Consider the following 20,356-nt stretch of genomic DNA (forward strand, 5'->3'; position numbering starts at 1 on the left):
GAGAAATCCCATGGCATTCGAATTGCCGCCGCTGCCGTACGACTATGACGCGCTGGAGCCGGTCATCTCCAAGGAGACGATGACGTTCCACCATGACAAGCATCACGCGGCCTATACCGCCAAGTTGAACGAGGGCGTTGCCGCCGATCCGAAGCTGGAAGGCAAGTCGATCGAAGAGATCCTCGGCCAGATCTCCTCGCTGCCGCCGCTGGTGCGCAACAATGGCGGTGGGTACTGGAACCACGACTTCTTCTGGAAGATCATGACTAGCCCGTCGAAGAGCGGCCAGCCGACCGGCGCGCTGAAGGACGCGATCGATGCGTTCGGCGGCCTCGACAAGCTGAAGGAAGAGTTCAACACCAAGGGCGCGGGCCAGTTCGGTTCGGGCTGGGCGTGGGTGATCAAGGATTCGTCGGGCGCGCTCAAGGTGACCTCGACGCCGAACCAGGACAATCCGCTGATGGACGATGCCAAGGACAAGGGCACGCCGATCCTGGGCAATGACGTGTGGGAACACGCATATTACCTCACCTACAAAAACGACCGTCCCGGCTATCTGAAGGCGTGGTGGGATCTGGTGAACTGGGAAGAGGCCGGCCGGCGTTTCGACGCGGCCTGATTTCTTTCGCCGCGATTGCGGACATCAGGAGGGGCGGGCCCAGTTGGGCCTGCCCTTTTTTGTTGCGCGCTGGTGGCGGGGCTTGTGTCGGCGCTCCAAACTGCCGTCATGCTGAACTTGTTTCAGCATCCACCGCGCCAAAGGCGAGGCCTCCCTGTGCGGAGAAGTGGACCCTGAAACGAGTTCAGGGTGACGGCGAAGGAGACGCGTGGGTTGCGGGATTTTCACAACTGCGGCGGGACCCCGGATCAAGTCCGGGGTGACGGATAGATGGTGAGAATGGCGCGGCAATCGCTCGCTAGGCGGCGGGCCGAAGAAGGCCCGCTGGCTCCCTGAGTAGGATTCGAACCTACGGCCGCTCGATTAACAGTCGAGAGCTCTACCGCTGAGCTATCAGGGAACGCTGCGGGAGGCGCGTCTTTAGCCGGAATTCTGGCGCTTGCAACCCCCCGTTTTCCGGAAATCTCAAGCGACGAACTGTTCCATGGTAATCCGGTCATCCAGCGCGTGTTCGGGATCGAACAAAAGGGTCAATTCGCGTGCGCGGTCGATCGCGATATCGACCTCCGCCACCTCGCGAATCTCGCGCTGGTCCGCCACGGCTGACACCGGGCGCTTGGCGGCATCGAGCACACGCAGGCTGACGCGCGCCTTGTCCGGCAGGATGGCACCGCGCCAGCGGCGGGGGCGAAAGGCGCTGATCGGGGTGAGGGCGATCATTGCGGAGCCTAGCGGCAGGATCGGGCCGTGCGCGGAGAGGTTATAGGCGGTGGAGCCTGCGGGCGTGGCGACGAGGATGCCGTCGCATGCCAGCTCTTCCAACACGATACGATCGTTGACTCGCACCTCCAGCTTCGCCGTCTGGCGGGTCTCGCGCAGCAGCGACACTTCGTTGATCGCGGGAATGGTATGCACGCGCCCGTCGATGCCTGTCGCGGTCATCAGCAGCGGCGTCACCTTGAACGCACGTGCGTTCGACAGCCGCTCGTCAAGATCATGCTGCCGCCACTCGTTCATCAAAAAGCCGACGGTGCCAAGGTTCATGCCGAACACCGGCAGATGCGCGCGCCGGGTATCAAGCAACGTGTGCAGCGTTTGCAGCATGAAGCCGTCACCGCCGAGCGCGATCACCACATCGGCTTCGTCGATTGGGCACCAATCCCATGCATCGGCAAGCGCGGCGCGAGCGGCCTGGGCCTGAGCGGTGGGCGAGGCGACCAATGCCCGCCGGACGTAGTCGGTCATCCGCCCGTCACGCTCATGTGGCGCGCCACCGCCGGAGCGGCGCCTCGCTCGATGCGGAAGTCATGCCGAGCGGGCTTGCCGGCGATGCCAAGCCGGATTGCGTCATCAAGCGCCGCCACACCGCCGTCACGCAAGGCGGCCTTGAGATCCACTTGATCATCATGGCCGAGGCAGGAGTAGAGCTTGCCTTCGGTGGTGAGGCGCACGCGGTTGCAGCCGTCGCAGAAATTGGCGGTGAGCGGGGAAATGAGGCCGAGCCGGGTCGCCGTGCCGTTCACCTGCCAATAGCGCGCCGGGCCGCCAGTGCCGTTCGCATCGCGGGTGAGGGTGAAACGATCCGCCAGCCCTTCGTAAATCGCGGTCAACGGCACGAAGCGGTCGGTGCGGTCTTCGTCGACGACGCCGAGCGGCATGGTTTCGATCAGCGTCAGGTCGTGCCCCTCAGCGAGGCACCAGTCGAGCATCGGAGCGATCTCGGTTTCATTCAGCCCCTTCAGCGCAACCATGTTGATCTTGACAGCCAGGCCCGCGTGCTTGGCGGCGGTGATGCCGTCGAGTACCTGCGTCACGTCGCCGTGGCGGGTGATGTAGCGGAAGGTTTCGGGATCACGGCTGTCCATGCTGACGTTGACGCGCCGGATGCCCGCATCCGCCAGCGCCATCGCGTGATCGGCTAGCCGCGTCGCGTTGGTCGTCATGGTGAGTTCGTCCAGCCCGGCGCCGAGGTGGCCGCCGAGCCGCTGCACCAGTTCCACCACATCACGGCGCACCAGCGGCTCGCCGCCCGACAGGCGAATCTTGCGCACGCCGAATCCAATGAACCGTTCGGCGATGATCGCGATCTCTTCCAACGCGAGCAACTTGCTGCGCGGAAGGAAGGTCATCTTCTCCGCCATGCAATAGCGGCAGCGCAGGTCACAGCGGTCCGTGACGGAGATGCGCAGATAGCGGATCGCGCGGCCGAAACCGTCGATAAGGCCGGGGCCGGCGTCGGGCGTATCTCCCATAACGGAACAGCTAGGCGCTGTGCGGCTGAGCGACAAGGGGCGGACGACCATTGCCGTGCGCCGCGGCGGGCCATACGGGCGGACTTGTGGGCGAGATGATCGACGATATCGGCGAGGTGGCGCTGGCACCGGGCAGCGAGGCCCTGGCCGAACTGGTGCGCGCCGCGGGATGGCGGATCGGCGGCGCGCTTGCTGAAGTCCGGCTTGTCGATGCCCGTGTTGAGATGCGCGGGATTGCCTTGGAAGATGGCGCCGCCTCTGCGGCGCGCGCTGCGCTGCTGGCGCTGGTGCAAGACGAACCCGCAGCGCTCGCCGCCTATGACGAGGGTGCGACGCATGTCTGCGTCGGGCCGGTGACTGGCGCTGCGCTATACACGGCGTTGCGGTTCGCCGGCCGCCACGCCCGGCGGCTTCGGGGCACGGCGCGGATGCGGCGGGCCGGTGAGGCGGGCAGCGCGGCCGAGCGCTTCGTTGCGGCGTTGGCGGAGGATGAGGAAGCGTCCGTCGCAGTGATCGCCATGACCCGGTTCGACTCGGTGAACGCCGCTTATGGGCGCGTGGCCGGCGACCGGCTGCTGCGCGAAGCGGCGGGGCGGATCGTAGCAGCGCTGCCCACCGCAGCGGTGATCGAGCGTGACGATGGCGCACGCTTTGTCATCGCCTTGCAGGAGAGTCCGCAAGCGGCGCTCGGGCGGATTGCGGCCATCGAGGCAGCGCTCGGCCGCCGCTTCGCACTGGGGCAGGAGGAAGCAAGCATCGGCGCGCGGATCGGCGTGGCGCACCGGGTGAGGGGAGAAGCCCCGGACGCGCTGGTACGCCGCGCACGCGAGGCGCTGGGCGACGCGTTGGTGGGCGAGGGCGCTGGCGTCCGCACCGCCCCGGATCCGGCCGTGAGCGGCGGGCTCGGTCTGGCCGCCGACCTCCACCGCGCGATCGATCGGAACGAGATCGACATCCTGTTTCAGCCGCAGGTGACGCTGGCGGACGGCCGGATCGTCGGCGTCGAAGCGTTGGCGCGCTGGGAGCATCCGATGCACGGCATATTAGGCGCGAATACGCTGTTCACCGCGGCAGATCGCGCCGGGCTGGGGCTGGCCCTTTCCGAGCACATCCAGCGTCTGGCGCTGACGCGTGCGGCGGCGTGGCGGGGGGCGCTTGCACGATTGCGCGTGGCGGTGAACGTCACCGCGGCGGACCTGGCCCGATCCGACTTTGCGGGGCACTTCCTCAGTCTGGTGCAGCGATCGGGGATCGAGCCCGCGCGCGTAACGGCGGAGGTGACCGAGAGCGGCTTCGTCACCGATCTGGCGATCGCGGCGGAACGCCTGAGCCAGTTGCGCGGCGCGGGCCTTCGCATCGCGATCGACGATTTCGGAACGGGCTATTCGAGCCTGGCTTACCTCAAGGCACTACCACTCGATTATCTCAAAATCGATCGCAGCCTGACCCAGGATATCGCAGGCGGGGCGCGCGCGCGGGTGGTCGTGCGCGGTATCATTGCCATTGCCGCCGGCCTCGGGCTGCGCACGATCGCCGAGGGGGTGGAGGACAAGACCGAGCGAGATCTGCTCGCCACCGAAGGTTGCGACCTGTACCAGGGCTTTCTGTGCGCCGGGCCGCTTGATGAGCGCGCACTGGGCCTGCTGGTGGAGGGGAATGACGCATGATCCTTGTCGCTCTGGTGGCCCGGGCTGCAGTTGCAACCGCTGTCGCGATGACGCCGCAGGCGGCGATCGAGCGCGAGATGGCGGCAAGCGCGGCTGGCTGGAATGCCGGGGCGCTCGATCGTTTCATGGCGATCTATGCCGAGGACGCCTTTTACGCGTCGGGCAAGGACCTGGCGCGCAGCAAGGCGGAGATCGCCAAGCGCTACGCCGCCAGCTTCGCGGGCGGGGCGAACAGCCGCGGACGATTGTCGTTCCAGCCGGTTGGTTGGCGGACGATCAGCAACGTCCATATGCTGCACGTGGCACGCTGGACGCTGACGCCGGCCAGCGGCGCTGCGCAGACTGGACTCACGACCTTGCTGTTCGAGCGGCGCAAGGAGGGATGGCAGATCATCGCCGACCATAGTTCGTAAGGGCACGATGGCGGCGTTGACGATCTATACCATCGGATATGAGGGCGTGACGATGGACGCCTTCACCACCGCGTTGCGCGACGCGGGAGTGGAGCGGGTGATCGACGTCCGGGCGCTCCCGCTCTCGCGCCGGCCGGGCTTCTCCAAATCGACGTTGGCCGCTTCACTGCGTGAGGCAGGGATCGACTATGTCCATCTGAAAGCGCTCGGCACGCCCAAGCGCGGGCGCGATGCGGCGAAGAAGGGCGACGCGGTGACGTTGCGCGCGGTGTATGACGATCAGTTGATGCTGCCGGAGGCGCAAGCGGCGGCGGCGCAGATGCGGGCACTGGCGGCGGAGAAGCCGTCGGCGCTGCTGTGCTACGAGCGTGATCCGTGCCACTGCCATCGAACGTTGCTGTTGCAGGCCGAGGGTGAAAACGCTGAGGTGGTGAATCTGTTCGCCTGAGGATCGCTTATCCTCGCCGCTGCGCGGGGACGGACGGCCGCAGTGGGCGCCGGTGGAAGGGCGCTTTCACAGAGCGCATTGCTTGTGGAGGCGCCCTCCACCAGCTTCGCCGGCCCCCCCCGTGCCGGCGAGGGTTAGCCGGTGACCGGCAGTCGTACCTTGCCTTCGTCGTCGCGATCGAGGGCGCTGTAGGCCACCACCACGTCCAGCGTCAGCGTGCCGTAGAGGTGGGGGAACATCTGCCCGCCACGGCTTTCTTCCCAAAGGATCTTGTCGCCAAGCGCTTCGAGATCGACGGCCGCGACGTACAGGTCGCTCTTGCCGGCGAAGTGCTTGTCCACCGTCTCCGTCAGCTGGGCGGCGGTGGAGAGGTGGATATAGCCATCCTCCAGATCCACCGGTGCGCCGGCGAATCTGCCGTCATGCTCCAGAGTCGCCATCTGCTCGGCGGTGAGCACCTTATAAGCGGTGGTCGGGTTCGTCATTGGCCATCCTCCGGTCCGGCGGCGGCATCGTCACCCACCGTTGCGCCGGTGTCCGGAGCGATCTCGGGCGCGGACAGTTCCGCGGCAACTGCTTCCTCCGCCGCATTCTCGGGCTCGGGCTCCTCGTCGATCCGCGCGCAGCCGACGACATGCTCGCCGTCGCCGACGTTGAACAGGCGCACGCCGGCCGAGTTGCGGCCGATGACGCGCAGGCTTGCGAGCGGCATGCGGATCAGCTTGGCCTGATCGGTGACGAGCATTAGCTGGTCGTTCTTGCTGGCCGGGAAGCTCGCCACCACCGGGCCGTTGCGCGCGATGTTGTCGATGTTGGTGATGCCCTGGCCGCCGCGGCCGGTCCGGCGATATTCGTAAGCGGACGAAAGCTTGCCGTAGCCGTTCGCACAGACGGTGAGGATGAACTGTTCGTGGGCGCGCAGGTGCTCGAAGCGGGCCATGTCGCTCGGCTCACCCTCGCGCTCGGTGGCCTTCCAAGGTGCGAACTTCAGATACTCCTCGCGTTCCTCCTGCGTCGCGCCGGCGCGGTGGAGGATCGAGAGTGAGATCACCTCGTCACCATCCGCCAGCCGCATGCCGCGCACACCGGTGGAGTTGCGGCTCTGGAACTCGCGCACGTCGTCGCCGGGGAAGCGGATCGCCTTGCCCGCGCGGGTAGCGAGCAGGACGTCGTCATTCTCCTCCAGCAGCGCGACGCCGATCAGGCGATCGTCGGCATCCTCGCCCTCGAACTTCATGGCGATCTTGCCGTTCGAGGGCACGTTGGTGAAGGCGTCCATTGAATTGCGCCGCACGCTGCCGCGCGACGTCGCGAACATGACGTGAAGCTTGCCCCATTCTGCCTCGTCCTCGGGCAGCGGGAGCACGGTGGAGATCGTCTCGCCGGGCTGGAGCGGGAGGAGGTTGATCATCGGGCGGCCGCGGGTGTTGGCGCTGCCCTCGGGCAGGCGCCACACCTTCATGCGATACACGCGGCCCAATGTGGAGAAGAACAGCACCGGCGTGTGCGTCGAGGTGACGAACAGGCTGGTGACGGCATCCTCGTCCTTGGTCGCCATGCCGCTGCGGCCCTTGCCGCCGCGCGCCTGGGCGCGGAACGCCTCCAGCGGCGTGCGCTTGATATAGCCCTGCATGGTCACGGTGACGACCATGTCCTCGCGCTCGATCAGATCCTCGTCGTCGATGCCGTCGGCGGCGGCGGCGATCTCGGTGCGGCGCGGGGTGGCGAAGAGCGAGCGGATCTCGGTGAACTCGCCGCGCATCACCTCGTACAGCTTCACGCGATCGGCGAGGATGGCGAGCAACTCGGCGATCGAATCGGCCAGCGCCTTCAGCTCGTCGCCGATCTCGTCGCGGCCCAGCGCGGTGAGGCGGTGGAGGCGCAGGTCGAGGATCGCGCGGACCTGGATCTCGGTCAGGCGATAAGTGTCGCCGGTGATCTCGGTTTCGACCGCCTCGACCAATTTGATGTAGCCGGCGATCTCGGCAATCGGCCAGTCGCGCGCCATCAGCTTGCCGCGCGCCTCGACCGGCGAGGACGAGCCGCGGATGATGCGGACGACCTCGTCGAGGTTGGTGACCGCGATCACCAGGCCAAGCAAGATGTGCGCGCGATCACGCGCCTTGGCGAGTTCGAACTTCGAGCGGCGGGTGATGACCTGCTCGCGGAACTGGACGAATGCCGCGATGATGTCGCGCAGCGGCAGCATCTCGGGCCGGCCGCCGCGGATCGCAAGCATGTTGGCGGGGAAGCTGCCCTGCGCCGGCGTGTGGCGCCAGAGCTGGTTGAGGACGACGTCGGTGGTGGCATCGCGCTTCAGCTCGATGACGACGCGGACGCCTTCGCGGTTCGATTCGTCGCGGACGTCACCGATGCCCTCGATCCGCTTGTCCTTGGCGGCCTCGGCGATCTTCTCGACCAGCGCGTTCTTGCCCTGCTGGTACGGAATTTCGGTGAGGACGATCGAGCGGCGGTCGCCGCGGCCTTCCTCGATCTTGTAGCGCGAGCGGACGATGATCGATCCGCGGCCGGTCTCATAGGCGCTGCGCGCGCCGGCGCGGCCGAGGATCACGGCGCCCGTGGGGAAGTCCGGGCCGGGTACGATCTCCATCAGCTCTTCGGTGGTCAGCGGCTCGCCGCCGTTCACCGCGCGATCGAGATAGGCGAGGCACGCGTCGATCACTTCGCCGAGATTGTGCGGCGGGATGTTGGTCGCCATGCCGACCGCGATGCCGCCGGCGCCGTTGACCAGCAGGTTGGGGAAGCGCGCGGGGAGGACGGAAGGTTCGCTTTCCGAGCCGTCATAGTTCGGCTGGAAATCGACCGTGTCCTTGTCGAGATCGTCGAGCAGGTAATCAGCGATGCGGGCGAGGCGCGCCTCGGTGTAGCGCATCGCGGCGGGCGGATCGGGATCCATCGAGCCGAAGTTGCCCTGGCCGTCGATCAGCGGCGCGCGCATCGACCAATCCTGCGTCATGCGCGCCAACGCGTCATAGATCGCTGTGTCGCCGTGCGGGTGATATTTACCGATCACGTCACCGACGATGCGCGCCGATTTGCGATACGGCCGATTGTAGGTGAAGCCGCTTTCGTTGGCCGAGAAGAGGATGCGGCGGTGGACGGGCTTCAGGCCGTCACGCACATCGGGAAGGGCGCGCGCCACGATCACGCTCATCGCGTAATCCAGGTAGCTGGTCTTCATTTCCTCGACGATCGAGATCGGAGCAATGTCCGAAGGGTCGGCGAGGACGGTCTCGTCGGTCAAAACGCTACTTTCGGGTTGGGAATCCTGATCGGCTCGCTCTAGGACCCTGCCACGGAAATGTCACGCGCGCGTACGTGCGCGCACGAGGCCCGGTCGGCCCGGAACATTACACCACAACCTTTGTTATTGTATTAGCGGCCGAAGTTTGTTCTGCTGTGCAAAAGCAAGGTGGGGGCAGCGCAGGCATGCGGAAGAAAACCGCGATGATTGCGGAACTGGAACAGCGTGCGCGCACCGCGTCGACGCTCGCCGAAGGGCAGCGGCTCCAGATGGAGGCCGAGCAGCTCCGCCAGCAACAGCAGGCCGGTGGGTGGAACTGGCTCAACCTGCGCTTTGCGGCGGCATTGCCGCGCAACTGACCGCCGCGCCGCGGAAGCGTCGCGGGTTGAAGCGGATCGGCTGTACCTTCGCTGCGGCGGGCAGGGGAGAATAGGCGCGTTTCTGTCACCTTGAGGGCGCAGGTCCGGACCGGTGCTGGCCACCGGATCGGAGGGTCACGATGAGGCGATTGGGCTGTCTGCTGTTCTTTCTATTGCCGGGCACGGCGCAGGCACAGACGCTGGTTTACCATCCGATCACCGCGCCAGGTGTGATGTTTCCTGTCGTGATGAATCCCTGTCCGGGCGGCACATGCCCTTTGGCCAAGGCGGCGCGTGCGGATCGCGCTGGCAGGAGCGCGCGGGCATCTGCCGCACGGCGAGGGGCGGATGCGCTGGCGTTCACGTCGAGCGTCGCCGCGCGGCAAGCGAATGTGGCGCGGTTCGTGCGCGCATCGAACAACGATGCCGCGCTGCGCCAGATCGCCGCGCAGGCCGACCGTATCTTTTCGGCATTGTCGCGGCAGATGGCGTCCAAGGGGCTGAGCGCAAGTAACGTCGGCGATGCCTATACCGTGTGGTGAATCGCAGCCTATGATGCGGTGCATGGCCATGGCGGCACGCGCCGGACAGCCATTTATCAGGCGGTGAAAAAGCAAGCAGCGGCGGCGATGCTGGGCGATCCGCGGGTGCGTGGGGCGACATCGACGCTGAAGCAGGAAATGGCGGACGCGTGCTGGTTCAGGCGATCATGATCGATGTGTCGCTGGAGCAGGCCAAGGGCGATCGGGACAGGGTTGAGGCGGTGGGGCGAGCGGTGGCGCTGGGCGCGCGGAAGATGGGGGCGGACCTAACGACGATGAGATTGTCGGAAGGCGAATGTTCTGGGTGAGGGTTGCAGGCGTCTCTGGGCCGGAGTGCCGGCAGAGGTTATCACAAGGTCGATAGCCGAGGATGTGCGGCGCGGTGGATGCCGGGACTAGCTCGGCATGACGGGTGGGGTTGGCCTCTGCTTTGCCCGTCCGCGCCGCCTTCCCATCTGGGCCCCGGCCTTCGCCGGGGAGGTGGCGCATGAGGCATAAGCCAGCTTTGGGTCACCGTCGGCGACTACGCGCACCTTCTCACTTGGGCTTTCCCGACTGGGTACCGGCGCTCGCTGGCGAGGCGGTGCGCCTTGGTGGGGCGGGTCTTAGACGCGCAGTCCGTTGAGGATGACGTCGAGCACCGTTGCCGGGAAGTCGCGCGCGAAGGAGGCGTCGCTGAGTTTGCCGCCCATGATGTCGGCGAAGGCGACACGCGACGAGAAGAGATATTGGCAGGCGCCGACGATGATGAAGTAGAGCTGGTCGGGATCGATCGCGCGCAGCTGGCCTGCCGCGACGCCGGCCTCGATGATGCGGCGCTGTGCGTCGAACAGGGGGGTGACGAAGCTCGCCTTGATCCGCTCCGACGCCTCGCCTTGGGTTTCGCGCAGCAGATGGTTGAGCAGCCCGACCAGATAGGGGTAGCGGCTGTAGGTCCGCACGATGCCGGTGATATGGATCTTCAGCTTGGCGAGCGGGTCGATCGCCATCGCGTTAAGTTCGTCGAGCTGCGCCAGCGAGCGCGCCGTGTCACGCTCGACCAGCGCGACGAGCAGGCCTTCCTTGCTGCCGAAATAATATTTCACCAGCGGCGCGGTGACGCCGGCGCGGCGCGCAATGGCGTGCAGCGACACTTCGGGTGTGCCGAGTTCGATCATCAGATCGCTTGCCGCTTGCAACAGCACCTCGCGTGCGGGCCCCTCGCTCCGTCCCGCCCCGGTCATCGGTGCTGCCCCGTCTGCTTTCGCCATTGAATCCCCTTGCTCAAGCCGATCCTAGGCTGCCGAAACGGCCTTGGCGATACCGAGTTCTGCGCGGATCGCATCGCCATCCGCGTCGAGCGCCGGGGCCAGCTTCGCCGAGGGCGTATGCGCCTCGAAGTCGATCGGCGTTGCGGGCAGTCGGATCGCGGTGCCGTCGCTGCCCTGGGCGTCGACATAACAGCCTGCAGCGAGCGCCTGCGGATCGCGCGTCGCCTGCGCCACCGACTGGACCGGGCCGAAGATGATCTTTTCCGCCTCGAGCGCGACCTGGGTCTGTTCCCAGGTCATCGCGCCGAACGCCGCGTCGAGAATGTCGACCAGCGCCGGACCGTTGCTGCGCCGGTTACGCACGCCGGTAAACCGTTCGTCCTCGAGCAGCTCGGGACGGCCGATCGCGCGCGCGATGCGCGGCCAATCGCCCGAGCCCTGACGCGGCACCATGACGAACCACTGGCCGTCCGACGTTTGGAAGAAGTTGTTGAGCGGATTGACCGCCTCGGGGCGCGCCTTGGTGGAGGCGAGCTTGTTCATCTGCAGTTGGATGGCGTGCTCGCAACTTGCGGCATAGATGCCCATGCGGAGCAGCGAGGTTTCGAGCTTCTGGCCCTGTCCGGTTTGTGCGCGATGGAACAGCGCGCCCATGACCCCGGCGACCAGGCCCATCGCCGCCATGTGATCGCCAATGCCGGTGCGCAGCTGCGCGGGATCGCCGCCCTTGACGGTGGTCAGTGCACACAGGCCCGAACGCGCCCAGAAGGCGGTGATGTCGAAGCCGGGCTTGTCCGCCTCCGGACCGTTCGAGCCATAGCCGGTGAAGTTGGCGAAGATCAGGTCGGGCTTGATCGCCTTGAGCTGTTCCCAGCCGAGCCCCAGCCTCTCCAGGCTGGCGGGACGGGTGTTGGTGACGAACACGTCGGCGGTGGCGACGAGGCGGCGAAGCACCTCGGCGTCATCGGCGTTGGTCAGATCGAGTGCGATCGAGCGTTTGCCGCGATTGTCATTGTCGAAAACGCGATTCTCGGTGTTCTCCAGCCCGATCGAGCCGAAGAACTGGCGGAACGGGTCGCCGGCAGGCGGCTCGACCTTGATGACTTCGGCGCCCCAATCCGCGAGGATGCCGCACGCGCCCGGTCCAGCGACATAACTGGCCAACTCGACCACGCGAATGCCCTGCAACATCAATCCAACTCCCGTGTCGTGCGGCATTGTCGCTCTCGCGGCCGCTTGTGTTCACCTTTACCGCGCGTGTTTCCGCTTGTTCAAGCGGTGCGCTGCGCCTTGTCCTTTGCGGTGGTCGCGCGGATCGATTGCCGCGCCTCGGCCCACTGCTCGTCTGTCCAGGAGCGCATCGAGGAAAAATTACCGCCGGTGGCGAGGTAGCGCGCGCCGTCGATCGCGATTGTCTGGCCGCTGACATATTCGGCCTGCGGCGACATCAGGAAGGCGGCAAGATTGGCGAGTTCGGGCATTCGCCCGACGCGGCCCATCGGATAGTCGGTGGTGTCGCGGAAGGCGCTGCCGCCCTCGGTGGGGCGCAGGCGGGCGGACATGCCCTCGGTAGGGAAAGTGCCCGGCGCAATGCAATTGAGGCGGATGCCCTTGTCGGCCCATTCCACGGCCAGACTTTGCGACATGACGTTGATGCCCGCCTTGGACATGGCGCTGGGCACGGTGAAGGCCGAGCCGTTCCATACCCAGGTGGCGAGGATCGACAGCACCGAGGCGGACACGCCCTGGTCAATCCAGCGCTTGCCGCACGCCAAAGTCACGGCGAAGGAGCCGCGGAACACGATGTTCGAGATGGCGTCGAACCCGCGCATCGAGAGATCCTGGGTGCGGCTTACGAAATTGCCGGCCGCATTGTTGACGAGGCCGGTGAGCGCGCCGCCGTTGTTCCAGATCCGGTCGAGCATGTCATCGATCGCGTCGGCATCGCGGATGTCGCAGGCGAGGCCAACCATCTTGCCGCCATGCTGGCCCATCAGCTCCTCGGCGGTTTCATCGAGCACGTTGCCGCGGCGGCCGCAGATGAACACCTCCGCGCCGAGGATCAGGAACGCCTCAGCCATGACCTTGCCGAGCCCCGTGCCGCCGCCGGTGACGAGGATGCGGTGGCCGTTTAGCAGGCCATCGCGGAACATCAGATCGTCGCGGGTCAAAGTTATCCCTCCCTTGGAGCGATGCTGGTTCGCGGGAGTGGGCGATCGATCGAGAATCGCGATCGCCCCGCGTCCTGCATCGCGATCTTTATGATCGTTAAAACAGGTGCGGGGTTGCTGCAAGCATAAACGCGTGGAGGCGTTTACGGTCGGAAAGGAGGGTTGAGGAGGAGATGGCAGTGTGGGGGGCATGACGCTTTATTACTGCCCTCTCTCCGACCCTCTCCCCCGCAAGCGGGGAGAGGGAGAATTAATTTGGCGTGGGCGAGCGCGCGTCGCTGACCGCTTCGTCGTACCAGCGGGCGAGATCCACCTTCATCTGGCGCAGCGCATCCGGGTTCAGATAGGTCATGTGGCCGGCCGGATAATATGTGTAGGTGAGGTTGGCCTGCTGCGCCGGCTCGAGCATCATATGGCCGAGATCGTTTTCCGTGCCGAAGAACGGCGTCGCCATGTCGTAATAACCGTTGAGCGACAGCACCTTGAGATACGGATTGGTCCGCATCGCCGCAGCGAGATCGATGGCGGTGTTGGGATTGTTCTGGCTGCCGAAGCCGCTGCCCGGTGCCTTGTGCGCCCAGTTCCACTTGAATCCGGCCCCGTCGCGTGCGGAGAGCCGGTACGGCAGCTCGGTCCGGTAGCCCAAGGTCGAGTGCAGATAATCGTGAAAGGACGCAATGTACGCGCCGGAGATTGCGTCAGACGATGCGTCGGTTTCGGGCCGCTCGCCCGCCGCATCAGTGTCGATGCCGAGATAGCGAGAGTCGAAGCGGCCGACCGTGCGGGCGGAATCGCGCAGCAGCTCCTTGCGGAAGCGCGACAGTTCGATGCGCAGGTTGTTCTGCTTGATATACCCCGGGCTGACGCCGATCAGCTGGCTCATCTGCTCGGCGATTTGATCACGTTCCTGCGACGAGATCAGCTGACCCTTGGCGAGCGCGGCCAAATACGGGCCGGTGGCGAAAGCGCGCGCCCGGGCGACGATCGTCGCGACGTCGGCGGGGCGGTTCTGCAGGCGATTATGGTACCAGGCGGTGGCGGCATAGCTGGGCAGATAGTTGATATAAACCTGGTCGAGCCCGGGCTGACGATAGCCGTAGTTCATGATCGAGCTGAGCAGCATCACGCCGTTCAGCGCCATGCCGCGATCCTGAAGCTGATAGGCGAGCGCGCCGGCCCGCAGCGTGCCATAGCTTTCGCCCAGAATGAACTTGGGGCTCATCCAGCGGCCGTATTTGGTGACATAGCGCATGATCGCTCGCGCGAAGACGTCGACATCCTCGTCCACGCCGTAGAAATCGCCCGGCTTCATGTCGCCAAGCGGGCGCGAATAACCGGAACCGATCGCGTCCAGGAAGACGAGGTCGGTCTTGTCGAGCAGCGAGTCCGGATTGGGGCCGACATCGTACGGCGCGGGACGGACGAATTCGGGGTTGGTGGTGCGGATGCGGATCGGGGCGAAGGATCCCATGCGCAACCAGAAGCTCGGCGATCCCGGGCCGCCGTTGAACAGGAAGGTGATCGGCCGCTTGGTGCCCGGCTTGGTGCCGTCGAGCGTGTAAGCGGTGTAGAACATCGAGGCCGTCGGCTTGCCTTCGTTGTCGCGCGTCGTCAGCGTGCCGGCGCTGGCGATGTAGCTGTAGCGCTTGCCGTCGATCGTCACGCTGTCGCGGTGGCGGGTTTCGGTCTCTTCGACTGGTGCCTTGGCCCAGGCGGCCTCCGCCTCGGCCTTGACGACTTCGGCATGGGGGCGGGCGGAGGGCTGCTTGCTGTCGGGCTTGTCCTGCGCCGCAAGCGGGGCGGCGAGTGCGGCGGCGGCGATCAGTGCGGGGAGGATGTGCTTGGTCACGAATGGCTCTGCATGGCGAAATGGGGCATCATCTTTGACCTAAACTCGAGCGGGGGCAAGACGGTACTATCCTGCTCGACACGACAGGCTGATGGGGGGGTAGTCGCTGACGGTGCGCATCGTGGCGACGCCCCTCCACCACCGCCTTCGCCGGCGGTCCCCCTCCCCGTGCCAGGTAGGATTGTTATCCGTTGCGGGCGATGCCGGAGTCGAACAGGCGGCCAATCTCGCCGGAGGATAGGCCGAGGCGTTCGGCGAGGATCTGCTCGCTGTGCTGGCCGTTGCGGGGGGCGGGAGCCGGGGGACGACGCTCGTCGTGCGGGAGGGTCGCGAAGGCGCCGGCGGCGGGGTAAGAGGTGCCGCTGGGGTCGGCGGCGGTGCCGAAGATCGGGTTGTCGCCGACTAGTCGCGGGTCGCGCACGGCGTCAGCCATTGTGCCGTAGGCCGAGTGGACGATGCCGCCCTTGTCGAACGCTGCGGCAAGATCGGCGTGGTCGCGGGAACCGATCGCGGCCTCGAACAGCGGGAAGAGAGCGTCGCGGTGGTTAAAGCGCAGGCCATCGTCGGTGGCGAAGCTGACGCCGCGGTCGGCCTCGACGCGGGCGATCGCGTCGCCGAGGTTCAGCGCGGCGATGAGGTTCGCCCATTGGCGGTGGGTGACGACGACGATCATCGTGCGCTTGCCGTCGCGGGTGACGAAATCGCGCCCGAACAGGCCGAAGACGGTGTTGCCGAGGCGGGGGCGATCGGTGCCGGTGTCCAGCACCTCCGCGATGCCGCCGAGGTTGGCGACGGTGCCGATCGCGACGTCGGAGAGCGGGATGCGGACCTCGCCGCCCTGGCCGGTGGCGTCGCGGCGGCGGAGCGCGGCCATCAGTGCGAAGGCGGCATAGGCGCCAGTTAGGAGGTCCCAGGCGGGGAGGACGTGGTTGACCGGCTCGGGGCCGGCACCGGTGAGCATCGGGTAGCCGACCGCGTTATTCACCGTGTAGTCGAGTGCGGGGCTGCCGTCCGCCCAGCCCATTACGCGCACGGTGATGAGGTCGGGGCGGCCCTCCGCCAGCGTGTCATGCGCGAGGAAGCCTTTCACCGGAAAGTTGGTGACGAACTGCCCCGTCGCGCGCACCAGCGCCTGGAGCAGTTCGCGCCCCTCCGGCCGGCCGAGATCGAGCGCGAGGCTCTTCTTCGCGCGGTTGAGGTTCTCCCAGTAGAGCGAATCGCCCTTGCCGGTGACCGGCCAGCGGCGGAAATCGGGGCCGCCGCCGATTTGGTCGACGCGGATAACCTCCGCCCCCATCTGCGCGAGATACAGCCCAGCAGTAGGCGAGGCGACGAAGGACGACGCCTCGATCACGGTGAGGCCGGGGAGGAGGTTGTACATATCAGTTCACCCCGGCGTTGAACTCGCGCAGCATGTGCTTGGCGATCTGCAGCTGCAGGATCTGCGTGGTGCCTTCGTAGATGCGATAGATGCGCGCATCGCGGAAGAAGCGCTCCGCGTCATATTCGGCGAGATAGCCGGCACCACCATAGATCTGGACGACACGATCGACGATCCGGCCGCATGCTTCGGAGGCGAACACCTTGGTCGCGGCCGCCTTGCGCAGCACCGGCTCGCCGGCGTCGACGCGGCGGGCGCAATCGGCAAGCATCGTCTCGGAGGCGTAGAGCTCGATATCGCTGTCGGCGAGCATCTGCTGGATCAGCTGGAAATTGGCGATCGGCTCGCCGAACGCCTTGCGCTCGCTGGCGTAGCGAAGCGCCGAATCGACTGCCCGGCGGGCATAGCCCATCGACGCCGCCGCCACCGACAACCGTCCGTTGTCGAGGCTCTTCATCGCGGTGACGAAGCCTTTGCCTTCCTCCAGCCCGAGCAGGGCATTGGCGGGGACATGGACGTCTTCCATGATGATGTCGGCGATGTGGGTGCCGGCCTGGCCCATCTTCTTGTCGGACTTGCCGACCGTGACGCCGGGGGTGTCCATCGGCACGATGAAGGCGGAGACGTGCGCGTTCTTAGGCAGCGCCTCCTTCGAGGTGCGCGCCATGATGACGGCCATCTTCGCGTCGGGGGCATTGGTGATGTAGCGCTTGGTGCCGTTTAGCACCCAGCCGTTGCCGGAGCGCACCGCCATCGTCTGCATGCCGGCGGAGTCGCTGCCCGAGCCCGGCTCGGTCAGGCCGAAGGCGACGACCATGCCGGCGGCCATCTGCGGCAGCCATTCGGCCTTTTGCTCCTCGGTGCCGCCGTTGCGCAGCGCCGAATTGACCATGCCGACGGTGATCGAGATGATCGATCGGAAGCACGGCATGGCATAGGCCAGCTCACGGATCGTCTGCGTGTACTGGTAGGTGTTCATCCCCGCGCCGCCGTACTCCTCGGCGATGGTCAGCCCGAACAGCCCCATGTCGCGCATCTCGCCGAGGATGTCGGCGGGGATGCGATCGGTTTCGAGGATCTCCTTCTCGGCCGGGATCAGCCGGTCACGCACATAGCGGCGCAGCTGGTCGATGAACTGATCGAACGTCTCGGCATCCATGCCGGGGTTGAGCGTGGACATGTTGGTGGTCCTCAGATCGGATCGTAGGGGAAGACGTGCGCCGACACTTCGTCGGCCCGCGCGAAGCTGGGGCGGAAGGAGGGGACGAGCTCGTCGGCGATCGCCTGCGCCGTCCACCCTTCGGTCTTGGTCATCGACCGAACTGGTCGCGGTTTGGAGAAGAGCACGATCTCGTTGCGGCGGACGGCGAAGATCTGGTTGCTGACGTCCTTCGACGCATCCGAGGCGAGGAACGCGACCAGCGGGGCGATCTTCTCGGCGCCCATCGACTGCATGCGCTGGACGCGCTCCATCGCGGCGGGCGTGTCGGTCGGGATCGAGGCGGTCATCCGGCTCCAGGCGAAGGGCGCGATGCAGTTCGAGCGGACGCCGACGCGCGCCATGTCGAGCGCGATCGATTGCGACAGGCCGACGATGCCGAGCTTGGCGGCGGAGTAGTTCGCCTGGCCGATGTTGCCGATCAGGCCCGAGGTGGAGGTGAAGTGGACGAAGCTGCCTGAGCCTTGCTCACGGAAATAGGGCGTGGCCGCCTTGGAGACGTTGAACGCGCCGTTGAGGTGGACGTCGATCACCGCGCGCCAATCCTCGTGGCTCATCTTGTGCCAGATCGTATCGCGCAGGATGCCGGCGTTGTTCACCACCGCGTCGATGCGGCCGAACTTCTTGACGGCATCCTCGATGATCGTCGTCGCGCCGGCCGGATCGGCGACGCTAGCGAGATTGGCGATCGCCTGCCCGCCGGCGGCGATGATGTCGCTCGCGGTCTGCTCTGCGGGACCGGCCTCGCCGCCGTCGCCGCTTTCGCCGACGCCAGGATCGTTGATCACCACCGCCGCGCCTTCCTTGGCGCACAGCAACGCGATCTCGCGCCCGATCCCGCGGCCCGCGCCGGTGACGGCTACGACCTTTCCGTCGAGAATGCCCACGCTCCACCTCCTCAAACTGTTGCGCAGCGGGTTACGGCGGCCCGCCCGTCATTTCAAGATGGTGCATTGCCGTTTCACTCCAATGAAGTTTATGACGCTGGCATGAGTTCGCCCGTGCCCTCCGTCGTTCAAGCCTTCGCGATCATGCGTGCGCTGGGAGACGGGCGCGCGCTGACGCTGTCTGAAGTCGCGCTGACCTGCGGGATCAGTCCGTCCAGCTGCCTTGGCTTGTTGCGGACGTTGGTGGGGGAGGGGGTGCTCTCGCTCGGCGAGGGCAAGCGCTACGCGCTGTCGCCGCCGTGGTCGGAGATTGCCGCCAGCGACCTTGATCGATCGACCCGCCTCGTCGCCCGTGCGCGTCCGTTGCTGGAGCGTGCCGCTCGCGCGTGGCATGCGCCGATCGGCCTGTGGCGAGTCGCCGGGCGCGATCGGTTGCAGCTCGTCGCGCTGGGGCAGAGTGTCGCCGCGACGCGAATCCACATGGAGGAAGGCCAGCGCCAGCCGATCGGCAGTGGGGCGGTAGGGCGTGCGCTTGCCGCTGCGCAGCGGGTTGGGCGCGACGAACTGGCGCGGCGGTTCGCCGCAGTGCGCTGGCAGCGGCCCGTCAGCTTCGATGATTATGCCGCCGAAGTAGCGCAGGCTGTGACGCAGGGTCACGGCGTGGATGACGGCCTCAGCTACGCGGGCATCACCTCCGTTGCGGTCTGCCTTCCGGATGACACGCTTTGTGTCTCCGCATCGGTTTTCGCCGGCTCACGCACCGATGCCGAGTTCGCCGACCTTGCCGCCGCGCTTCAGGAGCTGGCGGCGGAGATCGCCGCGCTCGACCAGAAACACGCCCTGCCGCTCAGAAAGGCCCGCGCATGATCCCCGCTGCCCGTGACGACTTTCCCGAGATCCGTAACGCTGTCCGCGCGCTCGTCCGCGAGTTCGGGGACAGCTATTTCCGCGAAGTGGACGACCAGCGCGTCTATCCCGAGGCGTTCGTCGAGGCGCTGACCAAGGCGGGCTGGATGGCGGCGCTGATCCCGGAGAGCTACGGCGGGGCTGGTCTTGGCCTCACTGAAGCTTCGGTCATCATGGAGGAGATCAACCGCGCGGGCGGCAATTCGGGCGCTTGCCACGGCCAGATGTACAATATGAACACGCTGCTGCGCCACGGATCGGACGCGCAGAAGCAGCGCTTCCTGCCCGAGATCGCAAGCGGCGCTTTGCGGCTCCAGTCGATGGCGGTGACTGAGCCGACCACCGGCACGAACACGACCGAATTGAAGACCCGCGCCGAGCGCCGTGGCGACAAATATGTCGTCAACGGCCAGAAGGTGTGGATCAGCCGCATCCAGCATTCGGACCTGATGATCCTGCTCGCGCGCACGACGCCGCTCGACGAGGTTAAGAAGAAGGCCGACGGGCTGTCGATCTTCCTGGTCGATCTTCAGGCGGCGATCGGCAACGGCATGGAGATCCGCCCGATCCGCAACATGGTCAATCACGAGACCAATGAAGTGTTCTTCGACGATCTGGAGCTGCCAGCAGACAGTCTGATCGGCGAAGAAGGCAAGGGTTTCCGATACATATTGGACGGACTCAACGCGGAGCGCGCGTTGATCGCGGCCGAGTGTATTGGCGACGGCTATTGGTTCGTCGAGCGGGCGGTCCAGTACGGTTCGGAGCGGATCGTGTTCGACCGGCCGATCGCCAAGAACCAGGGTGTCCAGTTCCCGATCGCCCAGGCCTATATGGAGGTGCGCGCGGCGGACCTGATGCGCTACGAGGCGTGCCGGCTGTTCGACGCGCACTTGGCCTGCGGGGCAGAGGCGAACATGGCCAAGCATCTTGCGGCGGAATCGTCGTGGAAGGCGGCAAATGCGTGTTTGCAGACGCATGGCGGCTTCGGCTTCGCGGCGGACTATGATGTCGAGCGCAAGTTCCGCGAGACGCGGCTGTATCAAGTCGCGCCGATCAGCTCGAACCTGATCCTGAGCTTCGTCGGGGAGCATGTGCTGGGAATGCCGCGCAGCTTCTGACCAGCGG

20 protein-coding genes and 1 tRNA gene are annotated in these 20,356 nt (G+C 66.2%); 9 read left to right on the forward strand and 12 right to left on the reverse strand.

Annotation, left to right across the window (positions count from 1 at the left end):
• Positions 1–10: 10 nt before the first annotated feature.
• Positions 11–619, forward strand: coding sequence for a superoxide dismutase (locus tag SPHI_RS09115; RefSeq protein ID WP_066781089.1), 609 nt, complete (start codon positions 11–13; stop codon positions 617–619).
• A gap of 325 nt (positions 620–944) precedes the next feature.
• On the opposite strand, the gene SPHI_RS09120 is transcribed toward SPHI_RS09115, so the two are convergent.
• From SPHI_RS09120 to moaA, 3 genes are all read right to left on the reverse strand, one after another.
• A tRNA-Asn gene (locus SPHI_RS09120) sits at positions 945–1,019 on the reverse strand.
• Positions 1,020–1,084: 65 nt separating this feature from the next.
• Positions 1,085–1,864, reverse strand: a complete 780-nt coding sequence (locus SPHI_RS09125; protein ID WP_076744619.1) for an NAD kinase — start codon at positions 1,862–1,864, stop codon at positions 1,085–1,087.
• Complete coding sequence (moaA, locus tag SPHI_RS09130; RefSeq protein WP_076744620.1) at positions 1,861–2,871, reverse strand: GTP 3',8-cyclase MoaA; 1,011 nt, start codon at positions 2,869–2,871, stop codon at positions 1,861–1,863. Before moaA ends, SPHI_RS09125 begins: the two co-directional genes overlap by 4 nt.
• Before the next feature lie 95 nt (positions 2,872–2,966).
• On the opposite strand from moaA, the gene SPHI_RS09135 reads away from it, so the two are divergent.
• The 3 genes from SPHI_RS09135 to SPHI_RS09145 are packed head-to-tail and all read left to right on the forward strand — an operon-like array spanning position 2,967 to position 5,399.
• On the forward strand, positions 2,967–4,538 hold the full coding sequence (locus tag SPHI_RS09135) for a GGDEF domain-containing phosphodiesterase (RefSeq protein WP_076744621.1): 1,572 nt from the start codon (positions 2,967–2,969) through the stop codon (positions 4,536–4,538).
• On the forward strand, positions 4,535–4,951 hold the full coding sequence (locus SPHI_RS09140) for a YybH family protein (RefSeq protein ID WP_076744622.1): 417 nt from the start codon (positions 4,535–4,537) through the stop codon (positions 4,949–4,951). The genes SPHI_RS09135 and SPHI_RS09140 overlap by 4 nt, the downstream gene beginning before the upstream one ends.
• Positions 4,952–4,967: 16 nt before the next feature.
• Entirely contained in the window at positions 4,968–5,399 is a 432-nt protein-coding gene (locus SPHI_RS09145) for a DUF488 domain-containing protein (protein ID WP_198927842.1), read from the forward strand.
• Between the two features lie 134 nt (positions 5,400–5,533).
• Here the strand turns inward: SPHI_RS09145 and SPHI_RS09150 are convergent, their stop codons facing one another.
• Both SPHI_RS09150 and gyrA read right to left on the reverse strand, forming a co-directional pair.
• Positions 5,534–5,884, reverse strand: a complete 351-nt coding sequence (locus tag SPHI_RS09150; RefSeq protein ID WP_076744624.1) for a DUF952 domain-containing protein — start codon at positions 5,882–5,884, stop codon at positions 5,534–5,536.
• Complete coding sequence (gyrA, locus tag SPHI_RS09155) at positions 5,881–8,664, reverse strand: DNA gyrase subunit A (protein WP_076744625.1); 2,784 nt, start codon at positions 8,662–8,664, stop codon at positions 5,881–5,883. Before gyrA ends, SPHI_RS09150 begins: the two co-directional genes overlap by 4 nt.
• Positions 8,665–8,849: 185 nt before the next feature.
• Here gyrA and SPHI_RS14980 point away from each other — a divergent pair, with 185 nt between their 5' ends.
• From SPHI_RS14980 to SPHI_RS14985, 3 genes are all read left to right on the forward strand, one after another.
• Positions 8,850–9,023 (forward strand): hypothetical protein, encoded by a 174-nt coding sequence (locus SPHI_RS14980; RefSeq protein ID WP_158049670.1) that lies wholly within the window; start codon positions 8,850–8,852, stop codon positions 9,021–9,023.
• Positions 9,024–9,163: 140 nt separating this feature from the next.
• The gene (locus SPHI_RS09160; RefSeq protein ID WP_144036175.1) at positions 9,164–9,565 is read left to right on the forward strand and encodes a hypothetical protein; all 402 of its coding nucleotides are present in this window, start codon (positions 9,164–9,166) and stop codon (positions 9,563–9,565) included.
• A 149-nt stretch (positions 9,566–9,714) separates the two neighbouring features.
• Positions 9,715–9,873 carry a hypothetical protein gene (locus SPHI_RS14985; RefSeq protein WP_158049672.1) on the forward strand — a complete coding sequence of 53 codons (159 nt, stop codon included), beginning with the start codon at positions 9,715–9,717 and terminating at the stop codon, positions 9,871–9,873.
• Positions 9,874–10,170: 297 nt separating this feature from the next.
• Here SPHI_RS14985 and SPHI_RS09165 read toward each other — a convergent pair whose 3' ends face one another.
• From SPHI_RS09165 to SPHI_RS09195, 7 genes are all read right to left on the reverse strand, one after another.
• Complete coding sequence (locus SPHI_RS09165) at positions 10,171–10,815, reverse strand: TetR family transcriptional regulator (protein ID WP_083719914.1); 645 nt, start codon at positions 10,813–10,815, stop codon at positions 10,171–10,173.
• 24 nt (positions 10,816–10,839) lie between these two features.
• Positions 10,840–12,033, reverse strand: coding sequence for a CaiB/BaiF CoA transferase family protein (locus SPHI_RS09170; protein ID WP_198927843.1), 1,194 nt, complete (start codon positions 12,031–12,033; stop codon positions 10,840–10,842).
• A gap of 53 nt (positions 12,034–12,086) precedes the next feature.
• Positions 12,087–12,986, reverse strand: a complete 900-nt coding sequence (locus SPHI_RS09175; protein ID WP_076744629.1) for an SDR family oxidoreductase — start codon at positions 12,984–12,986, stop codon at positions 12,087–12,089.
• Positions 12,987–13,236: 250 nt separating this feature from the next.
• Positions 13,237–14,835 (reverse strand): S10 family peptidase, encoded by a 1,599-nt coding sequence (locus SPHI_RS09180; RefSeq protein ID WP_076744630.1) that lies wholly within the window; start codon positions 14,833–14,835, stop codon positions 13,237–13,239.
• 184 nt (positions 14,836–15,019) lie between these two features.
• Complete coding sequence (locus SPHI_RS09185) at positions 15,020–16,216, reverse strand: CoA transferase (protein WP_076744631.1); 1,197 nt, start codon at positions 16,214–16,216, stop codon at positions 15,020–15,022.
• A 1-nt stretch (position 16,217) separates the two neighbouring features.
• Positions 16,218–17,396, reverse strand: a complete 1,179-nt coding sequence (locus SPHI_RS09190; protein WP_233130826.1) for an acyl-CoA dehydrogenase family protein — start codon at positions 17,394–17,396, stop codon at positions 16,218–16,220.
• Positions 17,397–17,407: 11 nt separating this feature from the next.
• A complete protein-coding gene (locus SPHI_RS09195; RefSeq protein ID WP_076744709.1) occupies positions 17,408–18,316 on the reverse strand; it encodes an SDR family NAD(P)-dependent oxidoreductase in 909 nt (302 codons plus the stop codon).
• A 108-nt stretch (positions 18,317–18,424) separates the two neighbouring features.
• Here SPHI_RS09195 and SPHI_RS09200 point away from each other — a divergent pair, with 108 nt between their 5' ends.
• Complete coding sequence (locus tag SPHI_RS09200; RefSeq protein WP_076744632.1) at positions 18,425–19,189, forward strand: IclR family transcriptional regulator domain-containing protein; 765 nt, start codon at positions 18,425–18,427, stop codon at positions 19,187–19,189.
• Positions 19,186–20,349, forward strand: coding sequence for an acyl-CoA dehydrogenase family protein (locus SPHI_RS09205; RefSeq protein ID WP_076744633.1), 1,164 nt, complete (start codon positions 19,186–19,188; stop codon positions 20,347–20,349). Before SPHI_RS09200 ends, SPHI_RS09205 begins: the two co-directional genes overlap by 4 nt.
• Positions 20,350–20,356 lie beyond the last annotated feature (7 nt).

Source organism: Sphingomonas jeddahensis (assembly GCF_001981525.1).
GTDB classification, from domain to species: Bacteria; Pseudomonadota; Alphaproteobacteria; order Sphingomonadales; family Sphingomonadaceae; genus Sphingomonas; species Sphingomonas jeddahensis.

Bases quoted from the DNA above. Each gene is read 5' to 3' on its own strand.
- SPHI_RS09115 (WP_066781089.1), top strand. From the start codon at position 11: ATGGCATTCGAATTGCCGCCGCTGCCGTACGACTATGACGCGCTGGAG.
- SPHI_RS09125 (WP_076744619.1), bottom strand. From the start codon at position 1,864: ATGACCGACTACGTCCGGCGGGCATTGGTCGCCTCGCCCACCGCTCAG.
- moaA (WP_076744620.1), bottom strand. From the start codon at position 2,871: ATGGGAGATACGCCCGACGCCGGCCCCGGCCTTATCGACGGTTTCGGC.
- SPHI_RS09135 (WP_076744621.1), top strand. From the start codon at position 2,967: ATGATCGACGATATCGGCGAGGTGGCGCTGGCACCGGGCAGCGAGGCC.
- SPHI_RS09140 (WP_076744622.1), top strand. From the start codon at position 4,535: ATGATCCTTGTCGCTCTGGTGGCCCGGGCTGCAGTTGCAACCGCTGTC.
- SPHI_RS09150 (WP_076744624.1), bottom strand. From the start codon at position 5,884: ATGACGAACCCGACCACCGCTTATAAGGTGCTCACCGCCGAGCAGATG.
- SPHI_RS14980 (WP_158049670.1), top strand. From the start codon at position 8,850: ATGCGGAAGAAAACCGCGATGATTGCGGAACTGGAACAGCGTGCGCGC.
- SPHI_RS09160 (WP_144036175.1), top strand. From the start codon at position 9,164: ATGAGGCGATTGGGCTGTCTGCTGTTCTTTCTATTGCCGGGCACGGCG.
- SPHI_RS09165 (WP_083719914.1), bottom strand. From the start codon at position 10,815: ATGGCGAAAGCAGACGGGGCAGCACCGATGACCGGGGCGGGACGGAGC.
- SPHI_RS09170 (WP_198927843.1), bottom strand. From the start codon at position 12,033: ATGCCGCACGACACGGGAGTTGGATTGATGTTGCAGGGCATTCGCGTG.
- SPHI_RS09185 (WP_076744631.1), bottom strand. From the start codon at position 16,216: ATGTACAACCTCCTCCCCGGCCTCACCGTGATCGAGGCGTCGTCCTTC.
- SPHI_RS09190 (WP_233130826.1), bottom strand. From the start codon at position 17,396: ATGTCCACGCTCAACCCCGGCATGGATGCCGAGACGTTCGATCAGTTC.
- SPHI_RS09200 (WP_076744632.1), top strand. From the start codon at position 18,425: ATGAGTTCGCCCGTGCCCTCCGTCGTTCAAGCCTTCGCGATCATGCGT.
- SPHI_RS09205 (WP_076744633.1), top strand. From the start codon at position 19,186: ATGATCCCCGCTGCCCGTGACGACTTTCCCGAGATCCGTAACGCTGTC.